Raw genomic sequence first — 22,478 nt, forward strand, 5'->3', positions numbered from 1 at the left:
GCAGATGATCTCGCGCTTCTTCATTGAGCGGCCGGTGCTCTCCAATGTTCTCGCGCTGGTCATCGTCCTGATCGGCGCGGTGGCGCTTCTGCAGCTGCCAGTCGCTCAATATCCCAACGTGGTTCCGCCCACCGTACAGGTGACGACGCGCTATCCGGGCGCGAGCGCCAAGACCCTCGTCGATACCGTTGCGTTGCCAATCGAACTGCAGGTCAACGGCGTCGAAAACATGCTCTACATGCAGTCAACGAGCGCTAGCGACGGCACCTACTCGCTGACGGTGACCTTTGCCATCGGTACGGACCCCGATCAGGCGCAGGTCCTGGTCCAGAACCGCGTTGCGATCGCGATGCCATCATTGCCGCAGGCGGTGCAGGTGCAGGGCGTGACGACGCAGAAGAAGTCGACATCGATCCTCGGTTTCGTCAGCCTGACCTCACCGGACAGCCGTTACGACAGCCTCTTTCTATCGAACTACGCGGTCATCAACCTGCAGAACGAACTCGCCCGGCTCCCCGGCGTCGGCAATGTCAGCGTCTTTGGCGCCGGCCAGTATGCCATGCGGATCTGGATGGATCCGAATCTCCTGCAAGCCCGCGGGCTGACGCCGCAGGATATCATCAACACGGTGCAGCAGCAGAGCCAGGAGGTCACGGCAGGGCAGGTGGGGTTGCCGCCGGTGCCCAACGGGCAGGACTTCCAGTATACGCTGAACGTCAGCGGTCGGCTGAACGACGCCCCTGACTTCGAAGACATCATCGTCAAGGTCGATTCCACAGGCGGCGGCCGGATCACGCGTGTCCGCGACATCGGTCGTGTCGAGCTCGGGGCGCAGACCTATAGCCAGTCCTTCCTGCAGAACCGGCGACCGGCGACCGGTATCGGCATTTTCCAGTTGCCGGAAGCGAATGCCATCGCGGTAGCCGAATCCGTCAGGGCGAAGATGGCGGAGCTTTCAAAGAGCTTTCCGCCCGGCCTTGAATACAGCATGCCGTTCGACACGACGAAATTCGTCCGGGCCTCGATCCGCGAGGTTTACGTGACGCTGATCGAGGCCGGTGTCCTGGTCCTGATCGTGATCCTGCTCTTCCTGCAGAATTGGCGGGCCATGCTCGTGCCGGCGACAACCGTTCCGGTGACGATCATCGGGGCATTTGCCGCGATGGCAGCCCTCGGTTTCACCGTCAATCTGTCAACGCTGTTTGCGATCGTGCTTGCGATCGGCATCGTCGTCGATGACGCGATCGTCATCGTCGAGGGGGTTGCGCGTCACGTCGAGGAGGGGATGCCAGGCAAGCAGGCTGCAGAGAAGGCGATGGATGAACTTCTCGGTCCCGTCATCGGCATTACGCTCGTTCTCATGGCGGTCTTCATTCCGGCTGCCTTCCTGCCGGGGCTAACCGGACAGCTCTACCGGCAATTTGCGCTCGTCATCGCCGCGACCGCGCTGATCAGCGCAATCAACGCGATCACATTGAAACCGACACAATGCGCTCTCTGGCTGCGGCCGCCCGTGCCGCCCGAAAAGCGTAACTTTTTTTATCGCGGCTTCAATCGAATCTACGACGCGGCGGAAAACGGCTATTCCAGGCTTGTTGGCGGCCTCGTCCGCAACAGCGCGATCGCGGTTCTCGTTGGGCTCGGGCTGATCGGTGTCGCTTTCTGGGGATTGACCCGGCTTCCGACGGCCTTCCTCCCCATCGAGGATCAAGGCTACGTCCTGATCAACGCACAGTTGCCGGATGGCGCATCGAAGGAGCGCACCGATGCCGTGATGCAGCAGGTCAGCCAGATCGCCGAGTCAACGCCGGGCGTCGACCAGGTTCTGACGATCAGCGGCATTTCGGTCCTCGACAACAGTGCAAGCCTGCCGAATGCCGGTGTCGCCTATGTCGTTCTCAAGGACTGGGACGTGCGCGGAAAGGAGAAAGGCCAGGATCTGCTGTCGATATACCGGCATCTGAACGGCGCTCTGGAGAGTGTCATGCAGGCTAATACGTTGGTCATGGTCCCACCGGCGATCCAGGGTATCGGCAATGCCAGCGGTTTTACCATGCAGGTGCTGCTCAAGGACGGTAGCTTCGATTTCCCGCTGCTGCAGACACTGGCCGACACGATCGTCGAACACGGGAACTCGCAGTCCTCGCTACAGCGGCTGCAGACGTCGTTCCGCGCAGACGCTCCCCAGCTCGAGGTTTCGGTCGACCGCATCAAGGCCGAGACGCTCGGCGTCACGGTTGGGCAGGTGTTTTCCGCCCTCTCGGGTTACGTGGGATCGAGCTATGTTACCCAATTCAACAAGTTCGGCCGCACCTTCCAGGTCTATGTGCAGGCGGCCCCAGATTTCCGCGTGCGGCCCGATGACATCCGCAATCTGAAAGTCAAGGCTGGCGATGGCACCATGGTCCCGCTTGGTACAGTGATCGACGTGAAAAGCACGCCGGGCCCGACGCTGATCAGCCTTTACAATCTCTATCCCACTGCCACGATCGTCGGCGGGCCTGCCACCGGCTTCAGTTCGGGGCAGGCGCTCGATGTCATGGAGCAGATTGCCAATCAGACGTTGCCGCCGGGCGCCGGCTTCGAGTGGACGGCGCTGTCCTATCAGGAAAGGGCGGTCGGCAGCCAGATCTACTACGTCTTTGGCCTCGCCATTCTGCTGGTCTATTTCGTTTTGGCCGGACAGTACGAAAGCTGGATCTTGCCGTTCGCCGTTATTCTCGCCGTTCCTCTTGCTTTGCTCGGGACTGTCGGCGCACTGACGGCGCTCGGGGTGGCGAACAATCTCTACACGCAGATCGGTCTCATTCTGCTCATCGCGCTTTCCTCGAAGAACGCCATCTTGATCGTTGAGTATGCGCGGGAAAAACGCATGCAGGGCATGGAGATTGCCGCTGCCGCCGTGCTTGCGGCGCGACTGCGTTTCCGCCCGATCCTGATGACCTCTTTCGCCTTTATCCTGGGCGTGCTGCCGTTGGTTCTGGCGACGGGGGCTGGCGCCAACGCCCGCCGATCGATCGGTATTTCTGTCTTTAGCGGTATGATCGCATCGACGTGCCTGGCGGTTTTGCTGGTGCCGTCCTTCTACGTGATCCTGCAGCATTTCGAGGAATACCGGAAGCGCCGTCCAGTGGCAGTGCCCGACGCGCAGACGTAGGTGATGCGACAACACGCTGTTGGCCAGAGCGGATACCGCATTGAGAATTGCTATTCTCGGCTAGGGAACGCATGGCGTGTTGCGCTTGATCGTCTGCCCTGCGGATAAGCAATGGAGCGCCCTCGGAGGAAGAGGGCTAGGTGCAGCCTCACGATGCCGACATGGTCGACACTGTGATTTCCGAAGGGAGAGGAACTATGGAGAATTTCTCGTCATCACTGGAAATCGCATCCGCGAAACGTGGCATGTGGAGAATGAGACTTGGCTTGTCCGTGCTGGGAGGCATCGTCCTGTTCGCGGGCGCGGCCTTGGCGCAGCAGCCGACCGACGCGCAACGCAACGCGATCAAGTCCGCCTGCCGCAGCGATTTCCTATCCAATTGTTCCGGCGTCACCCCGGGCGGCAAGGAGGCGCTTGCCTGCCTGCAACACAACGAAGCGTCGCTCTCGTCGGGATGCAAACAGGCAATCAGCGCACTTGGCGCAAGCGGCAACGCTGCCGCCCCGAAATCGTCTTCAGGGGCGTCGACCGCGCCGGCGGCGCCGGATGCCGGCACACCCAAGGCCGCCGCGCCGGCGACGACGGCCGCACCACAGCTTTCGCCGCGGGAGGAGATGGTCATTGCCCGCGAGGCCTGTGGGCCGGACTTCCGATCTTACTGCCGTGCCGTTCCGCTCGGCGGCGGACGCGGCATCGCCTGCCTTAGGGAAAACATGGCGCGGTTGTCCCCGGCTTGCCAAAAGGTCTTGGCTCACGGGCTGTGATTCTCTTTTGCTTTCACGGACTTCGGCATGCCTGCCGTGATGGGGGGCCGGATGTGCCGGTCTGATTCGCAAAATGCCAGTGAATTCGTCAGACCTTAGTCCAACTACCCAATCGGTGCGCCTGCGCTAACTGGACCTTGTCCTTCTGCCCCGAAGGATGAGGGAGGCTTTGGGATGTCGCGGACAAACCCTCCCGCAGCCTCCCTCCTTGCGGTCGGACCTTGGTCCAACTTTCCAAGTGCGCAGCCTCTGCCTAAGTTGGCCCTGTCCTTCCGCCAAAAAAGGACACGCAGGGGCACCTTCGGTCCCCTGAGAGGGCTTGAGAGGTCACCAACGGGTAGGCTGACCTCTCGGCTCTCCTCGTCCAGGGCAACACCTGACTGTGGCGACCGGGCATTATTGCATCTGGAAGTGGTTCTCGGCTTGTCAGAGCGATTCTGTATGTGATGGCCATTGCGTTCGCCTGCGGGAAAAGCGGCGAACCGGCGTTGATGAAACAACGTGACATCGCCTTCGGGACTGGGGTGAACTGTCTTACCAGCCGTAGCTGAAGGTAGCGCCACTGCCGTTATCCCCATCCTGCACCACGTCGGTTTCAGTATTTCGCCCATACTGGAAAATGCCATAAGCATTGTTGTTGCCATTCTGCCGCAAGGTTGCGGAATGACCACTGCCCCGTTGCTGGATGAAGCCGAGGTTGCCACGGCCAGCCTGAGCGATGCCAGCCGCATTACCCCGGCCCAGCTGCCGGATGTCGGCGTCTTTCAGACCGCGGTAGAGCGAATAGACCCGCAGTCCGGTTGAGAAAAGACCCGCATCCTCGGCATTGTCCGGCGCGAGGTTGAACGAGATCCGGCCGCCGGCATAGGCTGGCACAGACAAGGCTACTTGCCCCATGCTCCCGGCAAGAAGAGTGACGGTAAGGATCTTAAACACGTTGCGACTCATCCTGATCTCCATTTGCCAGCTGTGTTGGCCGATGATCAACTTTCGCATCTTGCAGCTGAACCCAGTCACAATTGCCCGTTCAGTTGTCGTTCAGTCGTTTCGGCCTGATCGAACGAAAAAGGGCGCCAGAAACCGGCGCCCCTTTAAAGGGATTCGCAGAGTGTGGAGGCCGATTAGTTGCCGCCGATCTGCTTCGTGCAGCTGAAGCTCTTGTCCCCGATCACGACATCCAGTGTGACTTTGTATTCGGTACCTTTGGAGTCGAGCGAGACGGAGCTGAGGATTGCCGCATGTCCCGCTATGGCATCGAAATCGCCACTCTGGCTGCTCGTGGAGCTTCCACCGCCCCCTGATTTCACGACATGAAAGGTGTAAGTCCCGCTGATATGCTTGTCGGCGTGGACGAGCGCATCCAGTCTTACCATACCTGCTCCAGGCGTTGCCTTGATTTCGCAAAGCTGCGCCTCGTCAGATTGGTTGGCAGTCGTCATGGCCGCAATGGCGCCGACGGGAAGGACCAGCGCAAGAATGGCCGTCAGGCGGCGTAGATGTTTGACGCTATATGGCATGGGTCGTCTCCCCTAGTGGTCTGCTGTTGCGATCTTGGCCTCTTTCACGTCATCGCGGAGCCGCTTACGGGCAGGCCTGGACGAAGGCCGCGACATTGCCGTTGCCGCCCTGGCTGACATTGGCGTTGCAGCCATGGCCGACCTGGACGCCAGCCGCGATGTTGCCATTGCCGTCCTGGGTAAGGATCGTCGTGTGGTTGGAGCCAAACTGGCCGATGCCGGCGACGTTGCGGACGCCGTTCTGATAGGTGGCGCCATAGTTGTCATTGCCTTCCTGACCGACAGCCGAAAGGTTATGACGACCATATTGATGGCCGATAATCCGGTTGTAGCCCCCGTTCTGATAGGTTCTGATCCGGTTTCCGTATCCTTCTTGCGCGCCACCGGCAGAGTTCGACCAGCCATATTGTTCGATACGCACATCGTTGGCCATGGCGGGGGCTGCGGCGGTGAGGCCAACGAGAGCGACGAGTGCGGTTGCAATGAAAGACGTGCGGATCATGACTGTGTCTCCTCAGGCGGATAAGACCGCGGTTGAACGTCTTTCTTTTGGACGCTCCCTTTGGAACAGAAGCTGAAGGCACCATTCAGTCGGGGTTCATTCGCAGAGATCGGCGCCCTGGCCTTGATCCCATTAATCGGCCATCGGCACCCTCAGCCATCGTCCTGCATGGAGGCTGCGATGAGCGCGGAATCCTCTGGTTCGATGGGGAAGAGCCCGAACCGCAATTGATCACCCCAGTTGCCGCTTCGGGTGAACGCCACTGACCGAGGAGCGGACGGATCGGCACCTCCGCTGTTGGTCGCCAGTCGACATCCCGCCGCCAGGGTACGAAGCCGGGAAACATTTCCGCTTGATAGGGTGAGCGGTCGGTGATGATCCCGATTGCAGTGAAGGCCTGCCGGCGGTCTTTTCCGCGGAAGGCCTCGGAGGGAGAGTAGTAGATGACGGTGTCGCCAGGGGCGGTCCGCCGTAGCGGTCCACCCTTGCCGTGACAGACCTGCATGAAGCCCGCCGCACGACCGATCCGCACATGCTCGGCCGAGGCTACGGCAATCCACATTATGCTCAACAACAATATGCCAAGCCCGATCAACCCATGGGGATGCGCCAAACTCGAAACCACCTTTACCGGTTCCTTGCCACAGCGCGGCTGCGCTGCCGACGACGGAACGCAATGGAAGTAACCTCCGTGCGCGATCTGCAATAGCTGGCCTGGCGGGGATCTCTACCGACGGAGATCCCCGGCGATCCAGTGGACGATTGCCTTGACCCGTCGTGGCACGAATTGCCGTGACGGATGCACGGCGTGGATCGGCAGACTGTGCTTGCCCCAACTGGCGAGCACCTCGGTCAGTCGCCCGGCGGTGATGTCGTCCGCTACCAGAACCTCAGGTGCGTAGATGATGCCAGCGTCTTCCACCGCGGCAACGCGCATGGCTTCGCCGTTGTCGATGGCGATATTGCTGTTGATCTTTGCCGCCAGCATCTGTCCGTCCCTACCTTCGAAATGCCATTGATCGCGTGGGACAAGATTGAGGCTCAGGATGCAGCGATGCTGTTCCAACTGTTCGGGATGGGTCGGCACGCCGCTCTTACCGAGATAGCCGGGCGAGGCGCAGCAGACGAAGCGATAGGTGCCGATCCTTCTTGCGATCAAAGAAGACGGCCGCAGGTAGCGGACGGCGCCACCTTCCAGATCATCCAGGTTGCTGTCGACACCGGCATCGCATCGGCGGCGATTAAGGAGACAATCAACTTCGTCCGCACCAAGTCGCGCGCCTGGGTCGACAGCGGCCTCGACCACGCCTGGGATGATCCTTACACGATCCAAGCGATCGGTGGCCTCCAGCTCAGACTGCATGCGGCGCAGGCATTGCTTGAGAAAGCGGGACTTGCGATCGACCGCGCGGTTGCCAATCCCAATGCCGATAGCGTAGCACAATCGCAGATCGTCACTGCCGAGGCCAAAATTCTCTCGACCGAGATCGCTATCGAGGCCACCAACAAGCTATTCGAACTGGCCGGCACGCGCTCGACGCTTGCTGAGCACAATCTCGACCGGCACTGGCGCAATGCCCGGACGCATACGCTGCACGATCCGGTACGGTGGAAATACTCGATCCTCGGCAAATACTTCCTCAACGGAGAGAAGCCGCCGCTACACGCCTGGAGCTAAGCAGGGCTGCCATTCGGCGCTTTAAAAATCAGAATATTACGGTGGCGAGAAGGACTTTATCGCCACTGTTTGCCGCTATTCAATTGTCTATGTCGGACCGCTATTGCTCAGGCCGCCTGGCTGAACCCTCTCAAAAAGCCTCTATAACTAGACCCCCTGGATGCAGGTTCGTTCCAGGTCAAGGCGAGGGAATTTGCGCAATAGTTTGAAGTGCCTCGACAGCATCGAATCCAGGAGTTCGGAGAGCAGCACGCTCATACATGGTGGTCTATCTTAACGGCGAGCTTCAGTCTTGTCGCGACGATCTGCGAGTCTTGTTTACGCCGTGAGTGGTTCGTCGTATCGCATCATCCGGCCGGCATTGGCGAGCACCAGCAAAGTGCTGAAATTATGGAGGAGGGCAGCGACGACTGCGCCCGCCGTTCCGAGAAAACCGAATCCCGCCAATGCGACGATCGCTACGGTCCAGCCGAGGCCGATGATGACGTTGGTTTTCAATGTCCGGCGGCAGAGCCTGCTGAGGCGGATGCATGTGCCGAGCCGCCGCAAGTCGCTGCCGATCAGGATGATGTCGGAGGAGGCGAGCGCGATATCGGCACCGCCCGCACCCATCGCAATACCGACGGCACCGGCCTTGAGGGCCAGCGAGTCGTTGATCCCGTCGCCGACGACAAGGGGTTTGAAGCCGCTTTCTGTCTCGCTTAACACGCGTTTCAGCTTGTCGGCGGGCAGGGCCTCGGCCGCGACATCGGTTATGCCGATCTCTCGCGCAAGGGCATGCGCGACCGACTGACGGTCACCAGTCAGCAGAAGCTGCCGGTTGAGCCCAAGCGCCCGCAATTCCGTCATCGCAACCGCTGCCTCCGGCTTGACGGTGTCCGACAGGAGAAGCCAGGCGACAAACTCTCCACCTACGGAAATGCCCGCGAGCGGACCGTCATGCGAGGGGACCAAGGGAGCGATGACGGACAAGCGTTCAAACAATTCGGGACGTCCGAGGGCGACTTCGCCCGCTGCCGTGCCCGCAACGACGCCCAGCCCTTGAAGTTCCCGGACGTTCGTCATCGGATGGTAAGTATCATGGGTGACGAGCGAGGCCAGGGCCCGGCTGACTGGATGACTGCTGGCGGCGCCCAGAGAGGCGGCCAGGGCCAGAACGGTCTCCCGATCCCTATTGCTCGTAAGCCTGATCTCCTGGAGCCGAAGCCTACCGAAGGTGAGGGTGCCGGTCTTGTCGATGACCAGGGAGGTCAGATCGGCCAGCTCTTCCAGAAATGCCGAGCTGCGGATGAGGATGCCGTGGCGCGCTGCAACCGCGATACCGGCAATCGCTGTTGCCGGCGCGGACAGGACCAGGGCGCAGGGGCAGGCCGCGACAAGGATCGCTAGCATGATCTGGTCATTGTAGGTGAGGAACCAGGCGATGGCCGCTATCGTCAGCACGAAGGCCAGATATTGCTGGGCGTAGCGCTCCAGCAGCCGCGTGATCGGTGGCTTCGAGTTTTCTGCCCGCTGCATCAGCGCGATGACTCTTCCGAGTGTCGAATCTTCGCCGATTCGGGTCACCTCGATCTCGAGGCGGCCATCCAGATTGATCGCGCCGCCGAAGACGTCCGTGCCTGCGGAGACTTCGAGAGGTATGGATTCGCCAGTAAGTGGCGCAGTGTCGAGGCTCGCCTGTCCCTCCCGGACGCGACCGTCGGCAGGAATGCGGTCTCCCGCTCTCACCTCCACCAGATCGCCTGGCTTGAGCGCGATATTATCGACTTCACGCGTGCCACCATCCGGCGTGATCAGCCGTGCATGGCTACGGGTCAGGCGCGCCAATGCCTCCATCGCTTCTTTCGATCCAATGACGCTGCGCTCCTCCAGCACATGGCCGAATATCATGATGATCGGGAGGAGGGCCGCGGTCAGCAGATCGCCGGTCGCCCAGGCAGCCAGCATTGCAAGAGCGATTAACTGGTCGGTGATGCCATGCAGGCTTGGATGGCGCAGACTGTGCCAACCGGAGCGGATGACCGGAACTGCGACGATGAGCGAGGCCGCTGCGAGCAGAAGCTGACCGACGCCCTCTTCGTCCGGCGCAAGCCAGCGCCAGGCAATGCCGAGCACAAGCAGGCTCAATGCGATCATGGCCAAGGTAAGCTGAACGGCCGCCGCCTGCTTTTCGTTGGCGGTCAGAAGGCCTGCGCTAAGGACATGGTGGTGATGGTGCGCGTGGCCATGGGAGCCGTGCGAATGATCGGTCGCGACGCTCATTTGTCGGCTCCCTGCAGAATGAGGCGCGTATCGTCCCTGGGGTCGACAGTGATTACCGAGCCTGCTTGCGACAGGATTTTGGCAACGCGATCTCGATAAAGGCGCCAGGGAAGACCGGAATCGCTATGGGATCCCTGCGCGCTTGCAATGCCGGTGATGGTTGCCGTGTCGGCGCGCGCCTTTGCCAGACGTTCGCTCGATTGGGCTTCCGCCATCTGCACAATCCGGTCGACTTCCTGATCGGCGGTCTGCCTGTCCTTCTCCGCATCATTCTGCGCTGACGCGATCGCCTGTTCTGCCTGCTGGCTTGCCGTCAGCACCCCATCGAACGCGCCCACGGCCGTTGCCGGAAGCGCGGATTGAACGTCGGCACGGTCGATCTCGATTCCAAGACCCATGCCCTTCGATTTCAGCGCGTCCAGGCTGGCGTTGATGCTGTTCACCAGGTCGGCGCGCAACCGTTCGCGGCGCTCGGCGGTATCGCTGTCGGCAGAGACCAGTTCCGGGCGCGCGACGAGAATGCTGTCCAGATCGCGTGAAGCACAGATCACAACGGCGCTACGGGTCACGAGGCGGTCGAGCGCCGGAAGGACATGCTCCTCTTGCAGGGCATAGGCGAAGGGGTCGGTTACCCGATAAAAGACACGGATATCGAGCTGAACGACACTCGCGTCTGCGGTCAGCAGATATCCCGATCCTGCCAGAGTATCGCTCTCTGTCTCATCGTTGGCCTCGCTGGCCTGCGCGGCTGGCGAGCGAAGCAATCCATCAATCCGGCGTTCCAGAACCGTTGCGGCGTCGGGCAGAAGCAAGACGTTTTCGAACGGCGCGGGCAAAGCCCATAACAGGCCGGATTCCTGCACCCGGTTCAGGGCGCCCAGCCGGAGGACAACAGCTCGGTTTTGTGGAGCGATCTCCCGGATATTGGATATTGCCCAGCCGACCGCCGCCAGCACCATGATCGCGGAGAGCAGCATGGACACCAGACGAATAGCCTGATGTTGCGCCGTTGAATTCCTATCCCTGATGGTGCCCATCTCTAATGTGCTCCACCAGCCGACGCGGCGCCGGGTGGCCCATCGACCAAGGCCCGGAAAGGTGCGGCGTCGGTTCGTAGGACAAGGCGCGTATTGGAGCTGACGATCGAGCCGAGCGTGTCGAGGGAGCGGAGCAGTTCGTAAAGTTCTGGCGCACTTTTATAAGCCGCTCCATAGATCTGTGCCGCTTCGACCCGTGATTTGGCTTCTATACCGGCGGCTTTCACGGTCGCGTCCGCCTGCAGTACTCTCGCGTCGCGTTCAGCTGCTGAGCGGATTTCCGCGGCCTGCCGCTTGCCGATCGCAGCACGCTCGGTGGCGATGGTCTCACGCTCGGCCCGCATGCGGTCGACGGTGGCGCTCAACGTCACCGAAGGTAGGGTCAGGCGCTCGATACCGACATCGACAACCTGCAAGCCGTAGGTATCCAACAATTGCTGTGCGATCTGGGCTTTGAGCTGCGTCTCCAGGGCATCGATCCGGAGCTTGTCCGGATCGGGGTTGATCAGTGACGACAGTTCGAAATTGCTGGCCGTGGTCTCCAGCGACGATCCGAGGAACGTGCGGATTTGTGCCGCTGCCTGGTCCGGCTGGTTCTGAACCGACCGGACGAAGCGCTTGATGGCATCCGGATCGGGCGGGACCTGCCAGATGGCATAGGCCTGCGCGATGATCCGCAGCCCATCCTTAGTTCCGACATCCTGCAGGCCGCTGGACGTCGATTTGGCGCGAAGATCGACGTCGATGGTCTTCTCCAGCGGAATGGGAAGCCGCAAGGCGAGGCCTGGATCGATCAGAACGCGAGCCGGATTGCCAAATCTGGTGATGATGGTTGCGGCTCCCGATCGCACCTGCACGAGGCAGGCGGCGATCAGAATGATGGCCACGACGATTATCGCGACGATCAGGCGGGACGACCGAAATGGCATCGTCTCGTTGTGACCATCGCCGTGAGAATGATGATGGTCGTGAACATGATGGTCTAAGTTCGGATGGGCGTGCGTATCAGTCATGGGCCGGTTTCTTCACTTTGGTATGGAGTGTTAGGCTCAGGCGTCGGCACGGGATCGACCGGCACCGTCATGCTCCGGAGATCGAGGGTCGGAGCGATATTTCCGCCGATACGGTGATCGAGGACGAGAGCCTTCGAGTGGGATAGTCCCATCGTCAGTTGATTGAAGTACTCCTCTGTCAGAAACGCCTGCCCCGCCTCGTGGAAAGCCGATTGCTCAGCCTGGAAGCGCAGTTTTGCGACCTCTGAAGCCGCTATGCCTTCCGTTGCCGCCGCCGTCGCATTGTCCTGCTGGAGGTTGGCATTCAATTGCGCCTCATTCGTCTGTTCGGCCGCCGTTCCCCGCTCGCGCGCAACCAGCGCCTCCGCGCTGATCTGCGCTGCTTGGACCCCGTGAAAGGCGTTGGCCGCGCCGGCGGGTGGGTGGATGGCCTCGACGACGACCGCCAGGATTTCGATGCCGCTGTTCAGCTCATCCATGTTCTTCTGGACTGCTAAGGCGATATCGTTTGCCAGCGACAACCGGCCTTCGCTGAGGACATCGTTGAGCGTTCTTCTGGCAAAGTCATGGACCAGTACACGGTTTGCGGTACTTTCGATCAAGGCCGGTAGATCGGCGACCCGATAGGCCGCTTTCATCGCCGCCTCATCCGAAAGACCGATGCGGTAGACGAAGCGCACGTCCATGTTGACGATCTGAAAACCTTGTCCGCCGCTGGTGCCGCTCGCGATCACCTGCGATTTCTCGCTGATATGCGAGGCATCCCACAGCCGGTTCGCACTTTCCGGCGCTGGCCCTTCGGCATCGGCCAGCGGTTCGCTGTTGCCGTTCGTGCTAACGGAAGTTGCCAGCTCGTGCACGGTGCCGTTCTCGATGGGAATGATACGACCAAACGGCCATGGAAGGCCAATGTGCAGGCCGGAGTGCCGGATGCCCTCGGCCTTGCCGAACCGCTCGTACACGCCCCGGCCGGTCATCGGAATTTCGCGTATGCCGCTCAACAGCCAGCCTAGAAGGAACGTTCCGAGCATGATGGTCGGAGCCGTCTTTCGAATGAACGAAAAGGCCCAGATCTGCCGAAGGTCGATGCCCTGCTTCGTCCGCAATTCAGATTGGATGCCGATCAAAGGCTGAGGCGGCCACTGAAGAGTGCCTGCGACAAGGCTGGTGGCGATCAATGGTGGCTCGCGGCTGTCGTCTTGCGGGCGGAACATGGCGGCGACCGCACGCAGCAGAAACTCAAGCCCGACAAGGGCAACAAAGCCACCCAATGCCGCCAGGAGTTTGATGGAGAGCCCGGATCCGCGCGCGCTCAGGAACAGGCCGAAGGAAGACAGGACGAGTACGAAAATAGGTAAGCGCGCCAATTGCGAAATCGCGTTCGCCTCGGGCCATTCCTCCGCATCGATCGCGGCAAGCCGCCTCTCCGTCACCAACAGCAGAAAGGCGAAAGCCATACAGACCGCAATGATGAGGAATGTCATCGTTCCGATCGTTATGTTGTCCGCCTTCAGGCTCCAACCGGCATAGACGATCAAACATGCGAAAAGGGAAAGGCTCAAGACTGAGAGCGGGCGGGTGCCGATGCGCGACACGAGCGACTTTCCTGCAACAAAGACACTTTCGCTCAAACGGTCGATGTGGTCCGGCTCTTCGATTTCCTGCAGGGACCACAACGAGGTTAGAAAAGCAACGAGCCATCGCATCGGCCTTCCATGCGGGATGCTGGGGAGACCGGCTTTTTCTTGACGCCATCTGACGACGTCGTAGGCCGATCGCAGCCCAGCACCGAACAGGATAAGTGCAGCCGCGTTACTGCAGAAGAAGGCGACCCAGATTGCGTTCAGGCTGAAGGTATTCGCAATCAGAGCGCAGAGCAAAAACAGGGCCACGAAAATCGAGATGCCGAGGCCGTGACTCGCAAGGTCATGCGCTTGAGCCGCCGCAAGTTGGAATTCTGCTCGGTCTTTGATCTCAGGAAGCTGCTGGATATTGTTGGAATTCGTTTTCGGTATTGCCATACTGTATGCGCTCTTCCGTGGAGCTTTGAAGAAAGGTTTCGTATCTGTCTCGCCAGCACCACAGCCATTTTTGGTGTGGGGATACGTTATTACGTATCATCCTTCTATCTGCAAGACTTTGCCGTGATAAAGGTATTGACGCCGATCTTTGGTTTGCCTGCCTGCGATTGAACATCCCGGTGATGCCCGCGCCTTGCGTCCTGCCCCGGCTTTGAGGTCCTGCCGGGCCCACGTTGCCCCGCAACAGCGTTGCCGTCCTCCACTGTCGTTGCGGCCCTATCGGGTGCGGGCCAGCGCTTTCAGCCCGGCTTGCGGACCGCCGTAGCAGGCACCACGCCAGGCTGATCGGCGTCGACGTCAGCACGAAAGAAGCACTGAAGGGGGAAAGCCGCGATCTCGCGCTCGCGATTGAAGACGAATTCAAGGCCGCGGCTCAGAAGGCTGGCCTCGACTACCAATATCACGCGGCACGACCGGAGGCTCATAGCGCAGAGCAGTTTTTTTCCCATTGCGCGGACCTTCTGGTAACGACACAGCATGGAGTTGGGGTGGCCCTGGAAGGATGGCGGAACACGGGGGACAACGATTTCACCAGCGCGTTGTTTGCCGGCCTCGACCGTGAGAGCGCAGATCTTATCGTCTGCGGCGCCTATGGCCACTCGCCGCTTTTCGAAGATATGTTCGGCGGTGCGACCCGCGATCTGCTGAAAAACGTTTCAATGCCGGTCCTGATGTCGCACTAAATCGCAGCCTTGCGTGTGGGATGGTTGGTCGGCAGCGTGGCAACGGGATTGCTCTATGAACAATCCCGTGTCGCCCTCGTTGTATTTGCCGTAGTTGTGCAGCTCGCGTCCCTGCCGTCTTCGTAATGGCGCAACGACGGGGCCGTAGTGGAGTTTCCACATGACGATCAGGTCTGTTTTTGCAACAGTTTTCATATCAATTGCCAGCGCCGCGAGTGGTGCCGATACAGTGGTGGGAACCTGGAAAACAGAAAACGGCGAGACGTCGGCGATCCACCACTGCGGATCGAATTATTGCATTGTGGCAAAGAGCGGGCGATATGCGGGACAGCAAATCGGTTTCTTCTCAGGTGCGGGCGATACATATACCGGCAGACTCACAGATCCGAGGACAAAAACAACCTATAGCGGCAGGCTCATCGTGTCGGGAAACAGCCTCAAACTTCGGGGCTGTGCAACGAAAGTATTGTGCAAGACACAGACTTGGACCCGCCTGAACTGAGATGGCCAAGCGCGGCGGCCGCGCTCGTGACGCGCGCGCGATCCCGATATTGAGACTGCTAGGGAGCACTTGGCCGATCTTTCAGATTCTAGCGACGATACCGATCGGGAGCGTGCGTTCGAACTCTGGTCAGAAAAGAACAGTCCAGATCACATGTCGGATGACGATCTACGGGAGCTCTTCAACTCTTTGCTCGAATGAGGGAAGTCGCCCAGAGCTAAGTCATTGTTATAGCGCTGAGGTTAGCAATTGGATTGTTGGCGGTTCATATCCGTTCAAGGCGACCTATCTATCTGTTCCGTCGCGGTCGCCGCTAAGACCCGACCGCCTCGCGCGATGACATCGTCGATATCGCTCGGTCGTTGGCACGGCCGGGAAGGTAAGGGCGGCCGTGTTCGGATAACCCTCACTGTTCCGCCGCCCGTCTGCCGATCTTTGGTTTGCCTGCCTGCCGTTGAACATCCCGGTGATGCCCGCGCCTCGCGTCCTGCCCGGCTTCGAGGTCCTGCCGGCCCACGCTGCCCCGCAACGGCTTTGCCGTCCTCCACTGCCGTTGCGGCCCTATCGGGTGCAGGCCAGCGCTTGCAGCCCGGCTTTAGGACCGCCGTAGCAGGTCGCGATGGTCGCGACCTTAAACGGAGGTTCGAAGATGAGCAGCAAGCCAACCCAGCAACGATCCGATCTTTACAGCCGCACCAGCGACGCAATCAAGTTTCGGCCGGCGTGGTTGTCGCTCTCGATGCGGCCGACCTCTCTTAAGGCCGTAGCGAGTTCGTTCTGCCTCGGATAGGAGGCGAGCTTGCGCAATATCTGGCTGGGTGCGACGCTGCCGGCCGCAATGGTGGCGGCGATCCGAAGAATGTCGGGCCAATTGCGTTCGATCAGAGCAACTAAGGCGTGCCCGCGGTGAAAGATAACAATGGCGACGGTTCAAAAGCCATTCCAGCAGAAAAATAGAATAACGTTTCTGTGGCTGTTTGCGGCGTCGGTGATGATCGTGATGATCCTGTGCCGCCCGGCTATCAGCGAGAGGTCCCCCACCCATGATCTCTTTGAAGTATCCGGATTGCTGCTTGTACTGACCGGGGTGTTCGGCCGTCTTTGGTCGATCCTGTACATCGGCAACAAGAAAAACGTCTCGTTGGTGACGACGGGACCGTATTCCGTGACACGAAACCCGCTGTATTTTTTCTCCACGATCGCCGTCACCGGCGCTGGTCTCTTCTATGGGTCGATCGCTCTCGCCGTCGCTCTGTGCGCTGGCTCCTGCATCGTGTCCTACTACACAGCAAAAAGGGAAGAAAACGATCTGCGAAGCTTGTTTGGGGCGCGATACGGGCTATATGTCGAAACCGTGCCGTTCTTCTGGCCGGACTTCAGGCTGTTCAAATCCGAAAAGGAAGTGACATTCTCGACACGCCCCCTGGCGAGGACCTTTCGAGACGCAATTTTCTTCGTGATGCTCTATCCTGCGCTGGAACTGCTCGAATATTTGCACGTCAATGAACTGACGGTCACCCTGTTTCACCTTCCATAGTCACGTTCTGGTGAGCGGATGCCTCTTGCTCCACGATACCACACTGCTCTGCAGGACCCGCGCTTGCTCTGCGACCGGATGCGTATCCGGCTCGGAAAATCGTCTTGGCGGCGCTTACATCGACCCGGCTTCCAAAGTTCGGTCCTTGGGCGATCCACCATTTCCTGAAGGTCGTCTCGAAACTCGGCTTGGCCTGCTAGCTCGGTCCAGCACATCAAAGCTCCCGTTCGAATTTGGGTATCCATCCACGGGTCATGCCGCGGCTCATCGCGGCTTCGGCCAATGCCAGCTGCATACGAAGATGTTTGATATCTCCAAGAAGAGTGGCGATGGTTGCCTTGGCATCCTTGTCATGGAAGGCGAGGGCGGCTTCGACCTCGAAATCTGGGGTCCAATTGTTTCGTGGGCTTAGTCGACATGACCTGCTTCTCTAACGAGTGCATGGAAGGCCCGCATAACGTCGTCGACGTCTCCGGCGCATTCGAACCAGATCGGGGAGCGCATTACGACTTGAGACCCGATCGCGCCGTAGTAGCCACAGGCCCTGCGGGTGGGCGGATCAAACGCGATATCGAAATAGCCGAGAGGGCCTCCGGAGTTCATCTCGTAGACGTCAGCCGAGTGGAGGCACCAAGACCTATGGTTTGGCATCATGATTATGACCGCTATCAGCAAGGGATGGATTTCAGCCATCGTCGCTTTCGTCGGCGTCGTCCAATAAACGCCAGGGTATTCCTCCGGGCACGCCCGTGCGATCGGCATATTCTTCATAGCCGTCTTTCCTCTTCAAATAATGGATGTTCCCATTATGTTCCCTTTTGTCGCAGAGTCAACATTCGGGTAGAAGGGCGCAGCGGAAACTCATCTCAGGTCTCACCAAATGGAGAATTTCGTTTCCTGGCTCCGCCGGTCGGCAATCCGATGGATGATTGTGACAGCGTGTTTAGCCGCCGCCGCAGATCACGCGTGTGGCGCGAATTTGGAGCGGGGAGCGAGGCTTTTCAAAGCCTGCGTAAGCTGCCACGTCGTCGATAACGAGCGCAGCACTTTCGGTCCGTCACTCAAGGGCGTCGTCGGAAGGAAAGCCGGCAGTCTCCAAGGTTACAACTATTCTCCGGCGATGCGAAAGGCCGGAGAGGAAGGCTTGGTCTGGATAGCCAAGGACCTGTCCGAATTCCTTTCAAAGCCAAGCAGGAAGCTACCTGGAACGACGATGCGGTATTCGGGCTTGTGGGGCATCGAAATCGATGACTTGGTCAGCTATCTCGAGGCAAATCCATAGAGCGGGGGAGTGATTGGACGCACCCGGTGAATCAGCTTCGGATTCCACCGACTAGTGAAGGCGATTGCTTTCGAAAGACGCGCGAGGTGAGAATGTTCGGCTTTTTTAAGCGAAAGAAACACGCGCCGTTTTCACCAGAAGTCCAGTTGCTTTGGGCCGAAGTAGAGAAATTCCGCATCCGTTATCGAGGGAACGGGGCCTCTGATGAAAAGGCCTTCGATACCATTGAGCACGAGATTTTTAGACGACTAACTACTCAGGGTACTTTCGCAACAGACCTGATATTGAAGAGCGGTTGGTCTGCGGCCGATGCGACAAGCATGATGATCGCCGAATATGTTCCTGTCCGGGCAGATGCACAGCGCCCACGGCATCCTCAATGACATGGGCAAGGCCTACCTCAAGCTGTTCAAAGTGTGCACCGAGAGGATGATAAGTTCGGGCGTATGCCCGCGGGAGAAGGCCATGACGGGATTCGAGCGTTCGAAGAAGAGATAGCTGCTATTGGATAGCGAGCCACCGAGCTTGGGATTCATCGCGCGCCGGCCCTGGAACCGGCGCGCGGGCGATCCTTGTCAGGCTGACTCGAGATTGATGTTGATTGCTTTCGGCCCTTTTCCCCTTCGGTCTGGTTCGGTATCGAACGAGACTTTCTGACCCTCCCGCAGGTCGGTGACGCCGGAACCTGCAGCGCTGTTATATGGACGAGGATGTCACTTCCACCGCCGTTCGGCGTGATGAAACCGAAACCTTTTTCGGCATTGAAGAACTTTGTCGCACCCGAAGCCATTTCACTCTCGCGTGGGCTAATGCTCGTCTCGACGCGGCAGCGCGAGCAATATGACATTGGTCCGCTCTGATCCGGAACTCCGCAGAACCTACAGCGTGGGCCGATAAAATTCGACCGAGTGTCCGGTTGAAGGAATCACCGGGCTCTGCCACGATCCCTACGTTCCGTTGAGTTCGGATCGAGTCGTCAACGTTGTGCGCGGAGCGCGACGACTGCGAATGATCCTGTCTAAGCCAAACCGAAGAGGGAAAAGCGATGACAGCTGCCGAGAGAAGACCAGACCCCCAGTATGACGCCGTGGAACAAGCGATTGCATGGCATTCGGGTGATTTGAGAGCTACGATTTCCACGTTGATCGAAGACTGCAGGCACCTAAGAGATCAACTCGATACCGCTCAGAAATGCATGAGCAGAGGCCTGACGCGAGGTTGGTTTCCCAGTCCGGAGTGCTAAGGCAAATGCGGCGGGTATTCGCAGGTCGCAGGGCAGGTGCTCCATTCCCGCTGTTCTTTAGCTGGCGCTAATCGTCTATATCACCGCGGCCAGAATCGAAGGAACACGATGACAAAGAAGCTGAACTCGTTGGAAGCGACAAGAGATTGCGTTTCGACTGCTCGTCCGTTCAAGGGAGCTTTTATGTACGTTGCTGTTGCCGCCGTTGCGGTGATGGCATGGGCGGTGACGGAAACGCACAAAGCGCCGGCAAGAACGGGCGAGCACGTAGCAACAGTTATTCACTGAGGAGTATCAAAAGACGGGATTTCGGCCCGGAGCGATCTGCTCGGGGAGCGAAGAAGATCGCGGAAATACTTCGCGATCCTGCCTTCGCGGCTGGCATCTTCGGCTTCCCAGCCGAACTTCCAAGCGTCGTGACGCGCCATCCAATCACCAAGCGCAATTGCGTCACTCGGCAGACGTTCCGGTTTTAGGTATGGATTTTGGTGTGCCTTGAGACCTAGAATGCGGGCCCTGGAGCCGATCTCCTGCAGGTCCATCAACTCTTCTATTGTCATCCAATACTCCCTACGCCCCGCAAGTACGCTACTTGCTGGATCAATGGTTTGCTAAAGTAGAAATCGTCGCTATGGGCGTTCGGCGGCGGCGACACTTCCCGGATGTTTCCTAAACTAGACCGCTTTCGCAAGTCGTTTCCTTGCTGGTCTTTGCTGGTCGACGTCCGGAAAGGAGCTAGTGGGTCTCAGTGCGATCCATCCAATGCGCTCTCGCCATCGAGCCTCATCCCGAAAAGACCTCACACCCATGCCAGTTCCCGGAGGAACTCGTCGATAGATTGGTGAAGGCTTACACGGCACCCGGCCATAACGGTCCTCGACCCTATTTCGGGGTCGGGCACCGTCGGCGCGTCCTGTAATAGGCTTGGATGGAATTCAATCCTGATTGAGCAACAGCTTAACTACGTCGAGATCGCGCGCGCAAGGCTGCTGCCGCCAGGACTACGTGTCGCGAGCCGGATGTCACTGCGTAAAACACGGCAGAACGTCTTTGTTTAATGCTCGTCAGGTGTCTCTACTCGGAGACATGGTCGGTATGTGGCAGTCCTAATTTCCGGGGAGACCGGTTGCGGTGGCCTTGATGGATTGTAGTTGAGGCGAGGCAGATCGGGGGCGCTTCTATTGAATTCAGCGAAAATGTGAGAATATTTGCTCTGGCAATTTTGTACCGCAGGAGCGAGCACTTCAGTGGATCGAAAGCTTGCAGCCATCCTCTCCACAGACGTTGCCGGCTTCAGCCGCCTTGCGGCGCTGGATGAGGAGGGCACGGTTCGCGCGCTCGGCTTGTGCCACGATCGGATTGCTGCGTTGGTTCGCGAGCACGGCGGTCGTATATTTGGCAGCGCGGGTGACGGACTTGTTGCGGAATTCCCGAGTGCTGTTCAGGCCGTCCGTTGCGCGGTTGAGATCCAACGTCAACTTCCCGGCCTTTTGGACCTCCCACGAGAACGTCGCCTGGAGTTCCGGATCGGCGTGAATCTAGGCGATGTCGTGGTGTCAGGCGACGATCTTTTGGGAGATGGCGTCAATATAGCGGCTCGCTTGCAGGAAATGGCCGCCCCCACAGGCATTTGCATATCCGGATCAGTGCGCGAGCATCTGGATGGAAAGGTCCCGTTCACGCTGACCAGCCTTGGCGAACGGGCTTTGAAGAACATCCCGCGGCCAATCTGGGTCTTTCGGGTCGACTGGTCGCGAGATATGCCTGATCAGGGCGGTGATGGGCCTGCACCCTTGCTCGCGACGCGGTTCGGGAAAGATCAGCCGTCGATCGTGGTTATGCCCTTCGACAACCTGAGTGGTCCCAGCGATGAGTATTTCGTTGACGGAATGGTGGAGGAGATCACCGCGGCCTTGTCCCGCGTTCGAGACTTTTTCGTGATCGCGCGTCAGTCCGCGTTCACGTACAAGGGGCGTTTCGTCGATGTGCGTGACGTTGCCAGGGAACTCGGCGTCACTTACGTGGTCGAGGGGACTGTCCGCCGGGGAGGGGATCGGCTTCGCATTTCCGTCCAATTGGTCGACGCCGAGCGGCGGACTCAGCTTTGGTCTGAGCGTTATGAGGGCGCGACCAAGGACCTCTTCGAGTTCCAGGACAGGATCGCGGCGCAGGTCGCGGGCGCAATACATCCGGCGATCCGCAGCGCAGAAATCGAGCTGTCGAAGCGCAAGCCGCCAAGCAGTCTCCGGGCATACGACTTTGTCATGCGCGCCTACCCATACCTCTGGGGCCACAATAAGGACGCCATCAAACTGGCAATTCCATTGCTGCAAAGTGCCATTGCCATTGACCCGGCTTACGGCCGAGCCCACGCATTCCTGGCGTGGTGCCACGCCCAGAACGTCGGATATATTTGGACCGAGGAGCCGGAACGGGAACTGGAACTCGCAATGAGCGCCGTCGACGCTGCAACGCCGTCGATTGACGACGATCCGACTGCTTTGACTGCGGTCGGGGGCGCATTAAGCCACTGCGGCGATCAGGAGCGAGCGGCGGCCTTCCTGCAAAGAGCGCTGGCACTCGATCCAAACAGCTCATGGGCGTGGGCCAGATTTGGCTGGGTTGCAAGCTACAAAGGCGAGCCCGATCGCTCCAGGGAGCGGTTCGAGCGAGCGATGACGCTTAGTCCAGCGGACCCGCTAGCCTTCAACATGAGAATGGGGTTCGCTCTCTCGTTGGCCTTGGCAGGCTCCCTTTCCGAGGCAGTGTCCATTGCCCGTGAGGTGGTCAACCGACGTCCAGAGGTGACCTGGCCCTACCGGATGATGACAGCCTGGTCGGCCATGGCTGGCGACCATGAAACGGCCCGATGGGCCGCAAAGAGGCTGTTGGCAGCTGAGCCGGACTTTACGATCGAGCGTTACATGACCCGTCCTGTGTTTCGGGACGTACCGGGATGGGCAGATGAGATGACTAACGGCTTGCGGCAAGCAGGATTGCCGGAGCGCTGACGCCAGTCTAGAGTGACTTGCCTTCGAAAGCATTGTTACCACAGCCCGTTCAGTTGGCCGTTACGCCATGGAAATGTTAGACCGTGCCTGCAAAACTGGCAGGTCCGGAATGAACATCATACTCCTCCCTGGTTTCATGACAGATGCATCCCTTTGGGATGACCTCCTCCCGACATTGCAGGCCATCGCGCGCGTGAAAGCGATCGATC

Annotated in this window: 21 protein-coding genes and 5 pseudogenes; 12 read left to right on the forward strand and 14 right to left on the reverse strand. The window is 59.4% G+C overall.

Going from position 1 to position 22,478, the window contains the following annotated elements; genetic code table 11:
- Nucleotides 1–4 precede the first annotated feature (4 nt).
- Nucleotides 5–3,157 (forward strand): multidrug efflux RND transporter permease subunit, encoded by a 3,153-nt coding sequence (locus FHX09_RS14945; protein WP_007789269.1) that lies wholly within the window; start codon nucleotides 5–7, stop codon nucleotides 3,155–3,157.
- A gap of 254 nt (nucleotides 3,158–3,411) precedes the next feature.
- Nucleotides 3,412–3,921, forward strand: a complete 510-nt coding sequence (locus FHX09_RS14950) for a hypothetical protein (protein WP_246699444.1) — start codon at nucleotides 3,412–3,414, stop codon at nucleotides 3,919–3,921.
- A gap of 534 nt (nucleotides 3,922–4,455) precedes the next feature.
- Here the strand turns inward: FHX09_RS14950 and FHX09_RS14955 are convergent.
- From FHX09_RS14955 to FHX09_RS14975, 5 genes and pseudogenes are all read right to left on the reverse strand, one after another.
- Complete coding sequence (locus FHX09_RS14955; RefSeq protein ID WP_183719321.1) at nucleotides 4,456–4,869, reverse strand: curlin; 414 nt, start codon at nucleotides 4,867–4,869, stop codon at nucleotides 4,456–4,458.
- Between the two features lie 173 nt (nucleotides 4,870–5,042).
- Nucleotides 5,043–5,438, reverse strand: a complete 396-nt coding sequence (gene csgH / locus FHX09_RS14960; RefSeq protein ID WP_132595139.1) for a curli-like amyloid fiber formation chaperone CsgH — start codon at nucleotides 5,436–5,438, stop codon at nucleotides 5,043–5,045.
- A gap of 64 nt (nucleotides 5,439–5,502) precedes the next feature.
- Nucleotides 5,503–5,940: a curlin gene (locus FHX09_RS14965; protein ID WP_183719323.1), complete on the reverse strand. Its 438-nt coding sequence runs from the start codon at nucleotides 5,938–5,940 to the stop codon at nucleotides 5,503–5,505.
- A 152-nt stretch (nucleotides 5,941–6,092) separates the two neighbouring features.
- Nucleotides 6,093–6,511 (reverse strand): annotated as a pseudogene (locus FHX09_RS14970) (EVE domain-containing protein).
- Nucleotides 6,512–6,667: 156 nt separating this feature from the next.
- Nucleotides 6,668–7,099, reverse strand: coding sequence for a substrate binding domain-containing protein (locus FHX09_RS14975; RefSeq protein WP_246699445.1), 432 nt, complete (start codon nucleotides 7,097–7,099; stop codon nucleotides 6,668–6,670).
- An 18-nt stretch (nucleotides 7,100–7,117) separates the two neighbouring features.
- Between FHX09_RS14975 and FHX09_RS14980 the strand changes: the two are divergent.
- A pseudogene (locus FHX09_RS14980) lies at nucleotides 7,118–7,618 on the forward strand (acyl-CoA dehydrogenase family protein); the annotation flags it as partial.
- A gap of 318 nt (nucleotides 7,619–7,936) precedes the next feature.
- Here FHX09_RS14980 and FHX09_RS14985 read toward each other — a convergent pair.
- From FHX09_RS14985 to FHX09_RS15000, 4 genes are read right to left on the reverse strand one after another with little or no spacing between them, the layout of a single operon-like run.
- A complete protein-coding gene (locus tag FHX09_RS14985; protein ID WP_132595131.1) occupies nucleotides 7,937–9,880 on the reverse strand; it encodes a heavy metal translocating P-type ATPase in 1,944 nt (647 codons plus the stop codon).
- A complete protein-coding gene (locus FHX09_RS14990; RefSeq protein ID WP_132595129.1) occupies nucleotides 9,877–10,917 on the reverse strand; it encodes a protease modulator HflK in 1,041 nt (346 codons plus the stop codon). Before FHX09_RS14990 ends, FHX09_RS14985 begins: the two co-directional genes overlap by 4 nt.
- Before the next feature lie 2 nt (nucleotides 10,918–10,919).
- On the reverse strand, nucleotides 10,920–11,930 hold the full coding sequence (locus FHX09_RS14995) for a protease modulator HflC (protein ID WP_132595128.1): 1,011 nt from the start codon (nucleotides 11,928–11,930) through the stop codon (nucleotides 10,920–10,922).
- The gene (locus tag FHX09_RS15000) at nucleotides 11,927–13,636 is read right to left on the reverse strand and encodes a protease modulator HflK (RefSeq protein WP_246699446.1); all 1,710 of its coding nucleotides are present in this window, start codon (nucleotides 13,634–13,636) and stop codon (nucleotides 11,927–11,929) included. Before FHX09_RS15000 ends, FHX09_RS14995 begins: the two co-directional genes overlap by 4 nt.
- A 39-nt stretch (nucleotides 13,637–13,675) precedes the next feature.
- Here FHX09_RS15000 and FHX09_RS29890 point away from each other — a divergent pair, with 39 nt between their 5' ends.
- The 3 genes from FHX09_RS29890 (at nucleotide 13,676) to FHX09_RS15010 (ending at nucleotide 15,196) form a co-directional block, all read left to right on the forward strand.
- Nucleotides 13,676–14,122 (forward strand): hypothetical protein, encoded by a 447-nt coding sequence (locus FHX09_RS29890; RefSeq protein ID WP_246699447.1) that lies wholly within the window; start codon nucleotides 13,676–13,678, stop codon nucleotides 14,120–14,122.
- Nucleotides 14,123–14,184: 62 nt separating this feature from the next.
- Nucleotides 14,185–14,694 carry a universal stress protein gene (locus FHX09_RS15005; protein WP_184450309.1) on the forward strand — a complete coding sequence of 170 codons (510 nt, stop codon included), beginning with the start codon at nucleotides 14,185–14,187 and terminating at the stop codon, nucleotides 14,692–14,694.
- Nucleotides 14,695–14,854: 160 nt separating this feature from the next.
- Nucleotides 14,855–15,196 carry a DUF2147 domain-containing protein gene (locus FHX09_RS15010; RefSeq protein ID WP_007789316.1) on the forward strand — a complete coding sequence of 114 codons (342 nt, stop codon included), beginning with the start codon at nucleotides 14,855–14,857 and terminating at the stop codon, nucleotides 15,194–15,196.
- A gap of 735 nt (nucleotides 15,197–15,931) precedes the next feature.
- On the opposite strand, the pseudogene FHX09_RS15015 reads toward FHX09_RS15010, so the two are convergent.
- Nucleotides 15,932–16,081, reverse strand: a pseudogene (locus tag FHX09_RS15015) (Tn3 family transposase); the annotation flags it as partial.
- Between the two features lie 34 nt (nucleotides 16,082–16,115).
- On the opposite strand from FHX09_RS15015, the gene FHX09_RS15020 reads away from it, so the two are divergent.
- Complete coding sequence (locus tag FHX09_RS15020; protein WP_184450311.1) at nucleotides 16,116–16,733, forward strand: isoprenylcysteine carboxylmethyltransferase family protein; 618 nt, start codon at nucleotides 16,116–16,118, stop codon at nucleotides 16,731–16,733.
- A 214-nt stretch (nucleotides 16,734–16,947) separates the two neighbouring features.
- Here the strand turns inward: FHX09_RS15020 and FHX09_RS29895 are convergent.
- Both FHX09_RS29895 and FHX09_RS15025 read right to left on the reverse strand, forming a co-directional pair.
- Nucleotides 16,948–17,152: pseudogene (locus FHX09_RS29895) on the reverse strand (hypothetical protein).
- A complete protein-coding gene (locus FHX09_RS15025; RefSeq protein ID WP_184450313.1) occupies nucleotides 17,142–17,504 on the reverse strand; it encodes a hypothetical protein in 363 nt (120 codons plus the stop codon). The pseudogene FHX09_RS29895 and the gene FHX09_RS15025 overlap by 11 nt, the downstream one beginning before the upstream one ends.
- Before the next feature lie 154 nt (nucleotides 17,505–17,658).
- Between FHX09_RS15025 and FHX09_RS15030 the strand changes: the two genes are divergently transcribed.
- Complete coding sequence (locus tag FHX09_RS15030; protein ID WP_245505598.1) at nucleotides 17,659–18,015, forward strand: c-type cytochrome; 357 nt, start codon at nucleotides 17,659–17,661, stop codon at nucleotides 18,013–18,015.
- A gap of 92 nt (nucleotides 18,016–18,107) precedes the next feature.
- A complete protein-coding gene (locus FHX09_RS15035) occupies nucleotides 18,108–18,398 on the forward strand; it encodes a hypothetical protein (protein ID WP_245505597.1) in 291 nt (96 codons plus the stop codon).
- A 192-nt stretch (nucleotides 18,399–18,590) separates the two neighbouring features.
- Here the strand turns inward: FHX09_RS15035 and FHX09_RS15040 are convergent.
- A pseudogene (locus FHX09_RS15040) lies at nucleotides 18,591–18,805 on the reverse strand (cold-shock protein).
- Nucleotides 18,806–19,366: 561 nt separating this feature from the next.
- Between FHX09_RS15040 and FHX09_RS15045 the strand changes: the two are divergent.
- Nucleotides 19,367–19,546: a hypothetical protein gene (locus FHX09_RS15045; protein ID WP_007789327.1), complete on the forward strand. Its 180-nt coding sequence runs from the start codon at nucleotides 19,367–19,369 to the stop codon at nucleotides 19,544–19,546.
- Here the strand turns inward: FHX09_RS15045 and FHX09_RS15050 are convergent.
- Nucleotides 19,540–19,818: a CrpP-related protein gene (locus tag FHX09_RS15050; protein ID WP_184450314.1), complete on the reverse strand. Its 279-nt coding sequence runs from the start codon at nucleotides 19,816–19,818 to the stop codon at nucleotides 19,540–19,542. The two genes, FHX09_RS15045 and FHX09_RS15050, sit on opposite strands and share 7 nt — an antisense overlap.
- 324 nt (nucleotides 19,819–20,142) lie before the next feature.
- Between FHX09_RS15050 and FHX09_RS30490 the strand changes: the two genes are divergently transcribed.
- Together FHX09_RS30490 and FHX09_RS15055 are read left to right on the forward strand one after the other, a co-directional pair.
- Nucleotides 20,143–20,316: a hypothetical protein gene (locus tag FHX09_RS30490; RefSeq protein WP_348649172.1), complete on the forward strand. Its 174-nt coding sequence runs from the start codon at nucleotides 20,143–20,145 to the stop codon at nucleotides 20,314–20,316.
- 189 nt (nucleotides 20,317–20,505) lie between these two features.
- Nucleotides 20,506–22,269 carry an adenylate/guanylate cyclase domain-containing protein gene (locus tag FHX09_RS15055; RefSeq protein WP_184450316.1) on the forward strand — a complete coding sequence of 588 codons (1,764 nt, stop codon included), beginning with the start codon at nucleotides 20,506–20,508 and terminating at the stop codon, nucleotides 22,267–22,269.
- Nucleotides 22,270–22,478 lie beyond the last annotated feature (209 nt).

This window comes from Rhizobium sp. BK538 (assembly GCF_014197575.1).
Lineage (GTDB): Bacteria > Pseudomonadota > Alphaproteobacteria > Rhizobiales > Rhizobiaceae > Rhizobium.

Coding starts and splice junctions, on each gene's coding strand:
- FHX09_RS14950 (WP_246699444.1), top strand. CDS start 3,412: ATGAGACTTGGCTTGTCCGTGCTGGGAGGCATCGTCCTGTTCGCGGGC.
- FHX09_RS15035 (WP_245505597.1), top strand. CDS start 18,108: ATGTTCGGCTTTTTTAAGCGAAAGAAACACGCGCCGTTTTCACCAGAA.
- FHX09_RS14990 (WP_132595129.1), bottom strand. CDS start 10,917: ATGGGCACCATCAGGGATAGGAATTCAACGGCGCAACATCAGGCTATT.
- FHX09_RS15010 (WP_007789316.1), top strand. CDS start 14,855: ATGACGATCAGGTCTGTTTTTGCAACAGTTTTCATATCAATTGCCAGC.
- FHX09_RS15000 (WP_246699446.1), bottom strand. CDS start 13,636: ATGCGATGGCTCGTTGCTTTTCTAACCTCGTTGTGGTCCCTGCAGGAA.
- csgH (WP_132595139.1), bottom strand. CDS start 5,438: ATGCCATATAGCGTCAAACATCTACGCCGCCTGACGGCCATTCTTGCG.
- FHX09_RS14965 (WP_183719323.1), bottom strand. CDS start 5,940: ATGATCCGCACGTCTTTCATTGCAACCGCACTCGTCGCTCTCGTTGGC.
- FHX09_RS14945 (WP_007789269.1), top strand. CDS start 5: ATGATCTCGCGCTTCTTCATTGAGCGGCCGGTGCTCTCCAATGTTCTC.
- FHX09_RS15030 (WP_245505598.1), top strand. CDS start 17,659: ATGATTGTGACAGCGTGTTTAGCCGCCGCCGCAGATCACGCGTGTGGC.
- FHX09_RS14985 (WP_132595131.1), bottom strand. CDS start 9,880: ATGAGCGTCGCGACCGATCATTCGCACGGCTCCCATGGCCACGCGCAC.
- FHX09_RS15050 (WP_184450314.1), bottom strand. CDS start 19,818: ATGACAATAGAAGAGTTGATGGACCTGCAGGAGATCGGCTCCAGGGCC.
- FHX09_RS14955 (WP_183719321.1), bottom strand. CDS start 4,869: ATGAGTCGCAACGTGTTTAAGATCCTTACCGTCACTCTTCTTGCCGGG.
- FHX09_RS15025 (WP_184450313.1), bottom strand. CDS start 17,504: ATGAAGAATATGCCGATCGCACGGGCGTGCCCGGAGGAATACCCTGGC.
- FHX09_RS15020 (WP_184450311.1), top strand. CDS start 16,116: ATGGCGACGGTTCAAAAGCCATTCCAGCAGAAAAATAGAATAACGTTT.
- FHX09_RS14995 (WP_132595128.1), bottom strand. CDS start 11,930: ATGACTGATACGCACGCCCATCCGAACTTAGACCATCATGTTCACGAC.
- FHX09_RS15045 (WP_007789327.1), top strand. CDS start 19,367: ATGACAAAGAAGCTGAACTCGTTGGAAGCGACAAGAGATTGCGTTTCG.